The organism is Streptomyces atratus, assembly GCF_014648655.1.
Lineage (GTDB): Bacteria > Actinomycetota > Actinomycetes > Streptomycetales > Streptomycetaceae > Streptomyces > Streptomyces atratus.
In genome coordinates this window covers 1-3,010 of sequence record NZ_BMRN01000140.1, presented here as the reverse complement: position 1 = coordinate 3,010, position 3,010 = coordinate 1, and the positions used below count along the sequence as shown (strand labels likewise).

Here is a 3,010-nt window from a genome sequence, read left to right as displayed (position 1 = left end):
GAACTCGTCGCGGCGCCGGAAGTCGGCGACCCGCGGATTCGTTGCAAGCCTCGCGTCCACCGCGGTCGTACGGTGATTCCGCTGTCGACTCAGCCGGGGCGCCTGCAAGCCTGGAAGTCGATCATCCCCGCGGAACACAACCGGCCTGACCCCGTCACGCACGAGGGGTACGAGTGGCTGTATGTCCTGTCCGGACGCCTGCGGCTCAGCCTGGCCGACCACGACCTGATCATGGAACCGGGCGAGGCAGCCGAGTTCGACACTCGCCTGCCGCACTGGTTCGGCCCCGCGGGCGAGTCCCCGGTGGAGATCCTCAACCTGTTCGGCCCCCAGGGAGAGCGCATGCACGTCCGGGCCAAACCCCACTCCCGGGCGGAGCCGCCGGCCTGACCGGAAACATCCGTTGCTAGGGACACCCTTCGGGAGGCACCGCAAGTGGCCGGGTGGGTACTGGATCAGGGCGCGAGCTGCTGCTTGTTGCGAGACATAACGCTGGTGGCGCAGGCGGACAACTGTGAAGACCGTTCCTTGCCGGTGTCACCGTCACCGGGCGGCTGTCCGACCGGCGCCCCGGCCTAGGCATGGCAGTCTGCGGGCCGCTGTTGCTCGTCGGCTGGCTGGCCCTGGCCATGCCGGCCGACAAGCCGATCGCTCTGCTTGCCCTCATATTCGCGCAGGGCGCGCTGTCGCTCGCGCTGGGCAGCACGCTGATCAAGCGAGTGCTGTGCGAGGCAGCAGGAGCCCCCACCATGGCTGGCTCCTATGCGACTGCCGCGCTCAACGTCGGCGCCGCCGTGGGCCCCCTCACCGCCGCGACCACCCTTGGCAGCGAAGTCGGAAACCTCGGGCCGCTGTGGGCAAGCGGGCTCCTCGTCGCAACCTCGCTACTGGCCGCGTTCCCCTCACACGGTGTGCTCACGCCTGGCCGGAACAGCGAGGTGCTCCAGTGACGCACGCGGACGTCCTTCGGTACGGGGGCAGACGAAGACTCCCCAGCACCGCCGTCCAGAAGCACCACCACTGGCTGCCTGTGCCAAGCGCCCCGGCTAAGGTCCTTCGGTGCCGAGGCGGGGTGAGTGGTCGGCGGTTTCAGGGACGGGCGGTAGTGCAGGCGTCGGCGATCTCGCATAGCCGGGTTCTGTCGAAGGAGGACCCGTGCCCGGGGTGGACGACGGTGACGGGTAGGTCGCGCAGCCGGGCGATGGTGGCGACGTAGTCTTTCTGATCGCCTCCGTGGGTGTCGTCGAGCAGCCGGTCGTCGTAGACGATGTCGCCTGAGAAGAGCCCCGAGGAGGTGCCTCTATGTTCTTCGTCAAGCGTCTGGGCAGCCTCTGCCCGGGGTTCGATCTTCTCTGTGGGGCGTGAGATTGTCTGGTCGTGCCAGAGTTGACGAGTGGGTTGGAGGCAGCCTTGGCTGAGGCGTCGTCTCCTTCGTGGACACAACGTGTTCGTGCCGGGCATGACCTTGCTTCTTTCGCTGATGTTTCTGAGGCTGCGGAAGCGTTGGTGGGGCTGCTGCTGGACGCCGAGGACACGGCGGTGACCCGGCAGACGGCAGAGGCTTTGACCCGGGTGGGGACGGTGCCCGCCATAAGGCTTATCGCTCTCGCGGTTGCCGAGGCTGACGACAATCAGGCGGACTGGCTGCAGACCGGGGTGCATGACGCGCTCGTGGGACCGGGCGGTGTGCCGGACGTCGCAGCGGCCTGCGGGAAGCTCGCCCGGGACCCGGAAGAAGCTGTCCGTCGGGGGGCCGCAGATATCTCGGCATGGGCAGACGACCCAAGGTGTTGATCTGCATCGACCTTCCTGTGGGCCGGTTCATGCAGCCGTCGTCTGAGGGACGCGGGGTTCGTAGAAGGTGCCGTCGCGGAGCATGGCGAACAGGACGCTGATGCGCTGGCGGGCGAGGCGGAGGAGCGCTTGGGTATGGGTCTTTCCTCGGGCTCGCTGGCGGTCGTAGTAGGTGCGGGAGGCGGGATCGGCGTTCATGCAGGCGAAGGCCGAGAGGAACATGGCCCGTTTGAGCTGCCGGTTTCCGCCTCGGGGGGCGTGTTCGCCGTGGATCGAGGTTCCCGACGACTTGGTGGCCGGGGCGAGTCCGGCGTAGGAGGCGAGGTGGGCGGCGGTGGGGAAGCTGGTGCCGTCGCCGACGGTGGTCAGCAGCACGGCGGCGGTCCTGACGCCGACTCCCGGCATCGACGTCAGGACCTGGGAAAGAGGGTGTGCCTCCAGCAGGGTGCTGATCTCGGCTTCCACGGCCCGTCGCTGTTCCTGGACAGCGCCGAGGGAGCGGGCCAGGGAGGGAACGACGGTGTCGAGGGTGCCGGTCCCGGGCACGATCACGGTCTGCTCGTCCAGTGCGTCGAAGACCTCGTCGATCAGCCGGGCGGCCATGCGCGGGGCCCTGGGCCGGATGAGCTCGACGAGTCTGCGGCGGCCGGCTTTCCGCAAGGCGGCCGGTGATCCATGGCGCTCCAGCAGCCAGGTGACGGCCTGGTGGTCCAGACGGGGGCCCAGGACACGCTCCAGGCTTGGGTGGAATTGGGTGAGCAGGCCGCGTATCCGGTTGGACGTGCGGGTGGCCTCGGCGGCCAGGTCCTGGTCGAAGCCGACGAGCACGGTCAGCTCGGCAGTGATCTCGTCGGTCAGTTCCAGAGAGCGCAGGGTGTGCGGGAGGGTGCGGGCCGCGTCCGCGATCACCGCCGCGTCGCGAGCGTCGGTCTTCGCCTCGCCCGGATACAGGTCGGCGATCCGGCGCATTGCCAGGCCGGGCAGGTAGGCGACCTTGCAGCCCGCGTCCCGGGCCACGGCCAGCGGGAGGGCGCCGATGGAGGTGGGCTGGTCCACGATCACCAGGACGGTGCCGAACTTCGCGGTCAGCTTGTCGAACACGGCCCGCAGCTTCGGTTCGCTGTTGGGCAGTTGCTTGTCGAGGACCTTCTTCCCGGCCGGGGTGAGTCCGTGGCCGTGATGAGCACTCTTGCCGACGTCCAGGCCGAGGAACACG

General features: G+C 68.7%; 3 protein-coding genes and 1 pseudogene. 2 read left to right on the top strand and 2 right to left on the bottom strand.

The genetic code is table 11. The annotated features are described in order from the left end of the window. Together IEZ15_RS43605 and IEZ15_RS43600 are read left to right on the top strand one after the other, a co-directional pair. Positions 1-390: cupin domain-containing protein (locus tag IEZ15_RS43605; protein ID WP_189282468.1), on the top strand; the 390-nt coding region annotated here is incomplete at its 5' end. A 140-nt stretch (positions 391-530) separates the two neighbouring features. Further along, positions 531-950 (top strand): annotated as a pseudogene (locus IEZ15_RS43600) (Cmx/CmrA family chloramphenicol efflux MFS transporter); the annotation flags it as partial. 139 nt (positions 951-1,089) lie between these two features. On the opposite strand, the gene IEZ15_RS43595 reads toward IEZ15_RS43600, so the two are convergent. After that, complete coding sequence (locus IEZ15_RS43595; RefSeq protein WP_189282467.1) at positions 1,090-1,662, bottom strand: MBL fold metallo-hydrolase; 573 nt, start codon at positions 1,660-1,662, stop codon at positions 1,090-1,092. A 159-nt stretch (positions 1,663-1,821) separates the two neighbouring features. Further along, positions 1,822-3,009: an IS110 family RNA-guided transposase gene (locus IEZ15_RS43590; RefSeq protein WP_229846597.1), complete on the bottom strand. Its 1,188-nt coding sequence runs from the start codon at positions 3,007-3,009 to the stop codon at positions 1,822-1,824. Position 3,010: the final 1 nt, after the last annotated feature.